At 66.5% G+C, this 5,416-nt stretch carries 7 protein-coding genes and 4 tRNA genes; 2 read left to right on the top strand and 9 right to left on the bottom strand.

Going from position 1 to position 5,416, the window contains the following annotated elements; genetic code table 11:
• The 9 genes from RR1_RS21300 to RR1_RS21265 all read right to left on the bottom strand — a co-directional run.
• Nucleotides 1-899: acyl-CoA dehydrogenase family protein (locus RR1_RS21300; protein WP_051111245.1), on the bottom strand; the 899-nt coding region annotated here is incomplete at its 3' end.
• Between the two features lie 247 nt (nucleotides 900-1,146).
• A tRNA-Phe gene (locus tag RR1_RS21295) sits at nucleotides 1,147-1,220 on the bottom strand.
• Between the two features lie 56 nt (nucleotides 1,221-1,276).
• Nucleotides 1,277-1,350, bottom strand: a tRNA-Asp gene (locus RR1_RS21290).
• Nucleotides 1,351-1,420: 70 nt separating this feature from the next.
• A tRNA-Glu gene (locus tag RR1_RS21285) sits at nucleotides 1,421-1,493 on the bottom strand.
• Between the two features lie 101 nt (nucleotides 1,494-1,594).
• Nucleotides 1,595-2,305, bottom strand: coding sequence for a TetR family transcriptional regulator (locus RR1_RS21280; RefSeq protein ID WP_010839150.1), 711 nt, complete (start codon nucleotides 2,303-2,305; stop codon nucleotides 1,595-1,597).
• A gap of 297 nt (nucleotides 2,306-2,602) precedes the next feature.
• Nucleotides 2,603-2,664, bottom strand: a tRNA-OTHER gene (locus RR1_RS22490).
• A gap of 95 nt (nucleotides 2,665-2,759) precedes the next feature.
• On the bottom strand, nucleotides 2,760-3,962 hold the full coding sequence (locus tag RR1_RS21275) for a tyrosine-type recombinase/integrase (RefSeq protein ID WP_010839151.1): 1,203 nt from the start codon (nucleotides 3,960-3,962) through the stop codon (nucleotides 2,760-2,762).
• Between the two features lie 435 nt (nucleotides 3,963-4,397).
• A complete protein-coding gene (locus RR1_RS21270) occupies nucleotides 4,398-4,628 on the bottom strand; it encodes a helix-turn-helix domain-containing protein (protein ID WP_010839154.1) in 231 nt (76 codons plus the stop codon).
• A 3-nt stretch (nucleotides 4,629-4,631) separates the two neighbouring features.
• On the bottom strand, nucleotides 4,632-4,892 hold the full coding sequence (locus RR1_RS21265) for a helix-turn-helix domain-containing protein (RefSeq protein ID WP_143153988.1): 261 nt from the start codon (nucleotides 4,890-4,892) through the stop codon (nucleotides 4,632-4,634).
• A 104-nt stretch (nucleotides 4,893-4,996) separates the two neighbouring features.
• On the opposite strand from RR1_RS21265, the gene RR1_RS21260 reads away from it, so the two are divergent.
• Together RR1_RS21260 and RR1_RS21255 are read left to right on the top strand one after the other, a co-directional pair.
• Nucleotides 4,997-5,218 (top strand): helix-turn-helix domain-containing protein, encoded by a 222-nt coding sequence (locus RR1_RS21260; RefSeq protein WP_010839155.1) that lies wholly within the window; start codon nucleotides 4,997-4,999, stop codon nucleotides 5,216-5,218.
• On the top strand, nucleotides 5,215-5,416 hold a 202-nt coding region (locus RR1_RS21255; RefSeq protein ID WP_072713752.1), incomplete at its 3' end, for a helix-turn-helix domain-containing protein. The genes RR1_RS21260 and RR1_RS21255, both read left to right, overlap by 4 nt.

Here is a 5,416-nt window from a genome sequence, read left to right as displayed (position 1 = left end):
GTCAGTTCGCCGACCACCGCGAGCAGCTGCGGATCCTCGACCGGCACACTCGACGTCGCGTAGGTGAACGTCCGCTTCCGCGAACGGAGCAGCGCCGCGGCGTCGGTGACGACCGACCGGAGGATTCCGGCGGCGATCGCATGGAGATGCAGCTGGAGCAGCGAGTGCCGCGGCCGTGACGCAGGGTCGTCGGAACGGCGCGGTAGAACGGCGTCGCGGCCGACCTCGACGCCCGTGAAGATCGTCGTTCCACTGCCGGTGTGCCGCTGCCCTATGCCGTCCCAGTCGTCGACGTGCTCGACACCGGGCGCATGGGCGGGCACGACGACCGAGAGGGGCTCGCCGTCGTCGGCACGCGCCGTCACCCGGATGTAGTCGGAATAGAGCGATCCGGTGCTGTAGAACTTCCGCCCGTCGACGACGACGCCGTCCTCGGTGTCCGCCGCGGTCGTGTCGTACCGCAGTCCCCCGACGTCGTGACGGCTCAGCTCGGACGCCGCACCGCCGAAGACGGCACCCGCCACGATTTCGGGGAGCCACCGGACCCGTGCGGGATCGTCGACCGGCAGCCGCAGCAGTTCCTCGACGAACGCGAAGTGCACACGCAGAATGTGCGGGACGTCCGGGTCCGCCTCGGCGAGCGAGACGACCGCGTCCAGCAGTTCCGTGACGGTCCAGCCGCCCCCGCCCAGCGACGCGGGAACGCGGGCCGCACCCAGCCGTGCGCGGCGGACGGAGTCGATCGCCGCGAACGGGCCCTCGCTGCCGCCGTCGTCGCGGCGGCGCCGCGCGTCCCACGCGATCTCGTCGATCAGTGCCTCGAACTCCCGCGAATCCGGACGGGGAATCGCGTCCGTATCCGTCGTCGGCGGTGAGGGATCCGCTACCGAGCTGCTCATGTGTGACCTTTCACTCGTCGATCGAGCGCACGCGGGCACGGGGCAGCCGACTACCGAAACAGGAGAGGGGGGCGAGGCGCCACCGGGCGTGCGATCGGACCCGAGTATTCGGGCCTCGGCGACGACGAGGAACCGTTGCACTCACCGGGATTCGTACTCGCGATGCGGAGTGAGGTGCCCGGGAAGCAGGGGAAGAACACGAAAGCCCCGTCGATTCTCGACGGGGCTTTCGTGTTGGTCTGTCTTGTGGCCAGGGCCGGGATCGAACCGGCGACCTTCCGCTTTTCAGGCGGACGCTCGTACCAACTGAGCTACCTGGCCGGACGGCACCCGAACCGAATGCCTAGCGCACAATCACCGAGAACCGGTGATTATTGCGACCCTGACGGGACTCGAACCCGCGACCTCCGCCGTGACAGGGCGGCGCGCTAACCAACTGCGCCACAGGGCCTTGCTCTAACCTCTTCAGTTTTCCGCTCGTGCGCTGCGAGACACTATCACGTCTCGCACACCCTCGAACGTACCCCCTACGGGATTCGAACCCGCGCTACCGCCTTGAAAGGGCGGCGTCCTAGGCCGCTAGACGAAGGGGGCCCGCCGGATCTCTCCGAACCAGTTTCTCAACGGCGTTCCGTTGGGAGCGAAACTAGAATAGGACACCCGCGAGTCGATTCCCAAATCGGCAGGTCAACCCACTATTCGGAGTGCCGGGCCGGGAAGAGTTCGTCAGCGCCCGGAGCAAGCTCGGAGGTGAGCTCACGCCACCCCCGCTCTTCGTGCGTGCGCAGCCACTCGGGTGTCGCCGACGCCCGCAGCACCAGTTCGAGCGATTCGACGAACCGTTCGGGGAGATCGATGTCACCGACGGTCATGTCCATGAGGAACCGCTGACCGGCCAGCGCCGCGGACAGGACACGCGTGAAGAGGTCGGGATCGACGTCGTCGACGAGGATGCCGGCGACGCGGGCGCGGATCGCGAGTTCGGACGCGGCACGGCCCCAGTGCTTCGATCCCAGCGACTGCACGTCCGAGTAGAACTCCGGCTCCACCATGAGCCGGAACTCGGCACGGACGATGACGCTGCGCTCGAACAGCGCGGCGAGATCGAGCACGAGCCCGTGCAGCAGCTCGAAGGGATCCGCGTCGGTACGGCGCAGCCATCGATCGGAGAGTTCGACGAAGGACGCCCCGCCCTCGTCGAGAACCGCCCGCGCGAGGTCTTCCTTCGACTCGAAGTGGAAGTACATCGCACCCTTGGTCGTCTTCGATCCCGCGAGAATCGCGCTGATCGACGCCGCCGCGTATCCACGCCTGGCGAACTCCTCCGCGGCGGACTCGATCAGCGCAGCACGCGTTCGCCGCGCTCGCTCCTGCCGGTGGGCTACTCGCTCCTGTCGGTGGGCCATAGGGCGGCCACCCTCTCTCGCCGCGGTCAGCGCCCGGCGCTCTCGTCGTCGAACGGTCGCCCCCGGACACCCAGTATTACCGAACAACGACGAGCGAGCCCCACATGACGGGACAGCAACTTCGCAGAAAACACACCGGGTGGTATCGTTTCGGCGTGCTCGGGCGCGCTACAGGGGGTGCGCGCCCGAGCCGAAATTCCTCGGCGGTGCCGCGTCTGCCGATCTCGTTCCCGGAACCCGGCCGCCCTGAAACGCGAACGTCCGCCCCGCATGTCGCGGAGCGGACGGCATCTCGGGTGCCCCCAGTAGGGCTCGAACCTACGACCTGCGGATTAAAAGGCCGCTTCGGCGCTGGGAGCGCCGAGGAGCGGGAAGTAGTCACAGGGCATGTGATCTGCACTTTTCCTCCTCGCTGACCGCCCCGGATGGTAGCGGGTGGTAGCGGCTGGTAATGCTACGTTGCTGCATTTCCTGCTGCACGCACCCCATACCCCACGGGGGTAGAGCCGTGTTGGTTGAGGACCGCGCGCACGCCGTCCCACTGCCCGGGCGCGAGGTGCGCATACCGCTCGGTGGTCTTGATCGACTTGTGCCCGAGGAGCGTCTTGACCTCGTAGAGCGAGACGCCGGCCCGCACGAGTCGCGACGCGTATGTGTGACGGAGGTCGTGTAGCCGTGCGCTCTTGATGATCTGTGGCTCGGTGCCAGCCGCGGCGGCCTGGGCCTTGAGCCGCGCGTTCGCGTTCCGGATTGCCGCGTTCCATCGACGGCGGAGGTTGTCGCCGTCCATCGGCCGCCCGGTGACGCCCGCGATTGCGCGATGGCCCTGCAGCACGAGTCCGGACTGCGCTCGGCTGCGCCGGTGGTACTCGACGGGCGCCGGCCGACCCGGTCCGCGAGCAGTGAGCTCGTCTCGAAGAGTTCGCACGAGCGCCGCCGAGAGCGGCACACCGCGGTTCTGGTAGTTCTTCGTCGGCTTGATGATCTGCCCGATGGGGTCCCACGATCGAGAGACGAATGCCGTCCGGTGCACGAGATCGACGGACTCGAAGTGCAAGGCAAGCGCCTCCCCCAGTCGCATGCCGGTGGTGTGGAGCAGCTGCACCGCGATACGGTCCGGGCCGTTCAGCTCGTGGGTGATCTCGGCAATCTCCCAATCGTCGATGACGCGGTCGACGTGCTCGCCATCGTCGGGCAGCACGACGCCTGCGCACGGCGACTCTGCGATGAGTCGGGCGCCGACGGCGGCCTTCATCGACGACGACAGCAGGTGGTAGCACTTCACGACGCTCGACGGCGAGAGCTCGGACTCGACCTCGAGGTCGGTCAGCCACGCCTGCACTGACTGGCGGGTGATGTCGCGGAGCTTCACGTCTTCCCATCGCGGCTCGACGTGTAGACGTAGCCGGCTTTCGTCCCGAAGCCGCGTCCCCCGCGCGACACCCCGCACGGCGAGCCATTCGGACTCCCAGTCGCCCCACGTGATGCGTTTCGCTCGGGCGTCGGTGGGCAGTGCCCGCTCGCGGTCCTCCTCGGCTACCGCCTTGCCGAGAGCCTGCTTCTTGCGCGGGAACGAACCTGCGGACCGGATCTTGCCGGCGGTGTCTCGGTAGAGGCCCTGGTACCTACCGGACGGTAACTGCCGCGTCCACGCCATCGTCGATTCCCCGCTCCTCGCCACTGTCCAGATAGTTGAAACGCCGACCACCGTCGGCGATGTATCCAATTGGATACTTGTGCATCTCGTTACGAACATTAGTTCGAAATTATTTCCAATCGGTAGAGACAGTGTCGGAATTGTGCCCTATTCTGTGGGGACCGCGGTCCGGGGACCTGCGGTTGCGTACAGGTGTTTCCAGCAGAAGGTCGTCAGCTCATGAGTCGTCTCGCCCTCCATCTCGACACGCCGTCATCGTGCCGGTCGACTCAGAGATGCCCTCGCCCCAGCACTGTCTCGGAGGAGGACTGGGGGGATTGCTGGGTGTTTCCGACCTCGGACTCAGAAACCTCATCGCCGACGGACTGTCGGCGACCGATGTGGTCATGCATGCTGCGTCGGCAGGATGCGATGTCGACATTCTGACGGGTGGGCTCAGCCTCGACCCCGGATCGCCTCTTCCAGAAGCTCGGCCGGCTTGACGCCGATCGCATCGGCAATCGCCACGAGTTGATCGACCGTCACCGCCCGCTCGCCGCGCTCGATCCGCCGGATGGTGCTGCGCGAGAACCCTGACCGATAGGCGATCTGGGTCTGCGTGATGGCATGTCGCCCGCGCTCAGTTCGAATGACCGCTGCCAGAGCTGCCCTGATCGAGTTCGTCATGCGCTACTCCCCGCGTTCCGCCTGCCGACGCAGCTGTATCTGCGCTTGTTGAAGTATGTCCGCAGGGTCGGCGTCCAGAGCCGCCGCGAGCTGGAACAGCTGATCCATCCGGACGACCCGTTCGCCCCGCTCTATCCGGAACACCGCCGACCGGCTGACTCCTGCGCGCTCGGCGAGTTCGTCGCGGGTCATGCCTCTGCGTGCCCGCGCAGCGCGGAGTTCTGCAGCAATCGCCGCTGTCACTCGCTCAGTCTCGTGTTCCATATGGGGCATATTAGCGTACAATCGGGACCATTGCGCAACATTGCAGGAAACTATCGTGCCCATTTGGGCTTGTGACTGATCCCAATGGAGATTATGGTCTCCGTATGGAACTGAGCAACCGCGGCATCGGAATCGCGGTCCGCGATCTGATCCGCTCGGCCGACCTGACTGCTGCACGGGTCGCTGACGACATAGGAGTCCCCCGCTCGACTTTTCACCGCTACCTCCACGGAGAGCGAGCCTTCCGCGCGGACCACCTCATCTACGTCGCCGAGCGTCTCGACATCACCGTCCGGGCACTCCTCGAGGAGGCGAGCACACGATGAGCAAATGCGACGACAGCCCGTGGATGACGGTGGCCGAAGCCGCCGCGTACATGCGCCGACACCCCAAGACAGTCCTGCGGATGCTCTACGACGGTGAACTCGCCGGCTATCAAGCCACCGAGCCGAACGGCCGGTGGCGCATCCACCGCGACGACGCCGACAACGCCCTCCGCGGGCACCGACCACCCCATCTCCGCT

The sequence above is a fragment of the Rhodococcus rhodnii NBRC 100604 genome, from assembly GCF_001894925.1.
Taxonomy (GTDB): Bacteria; Actinomycetota; Actinomycetes; order Mycobacteriales; family Mycobacteriaceae; genus Rhodococcus_F; species Rhodococcus_F rhodnii.
The sequence above is the reverse complement of the archived record's forward strand: the minus strand, read 5'-3'. Positions and strand labels throughout refer to the sequence as shown.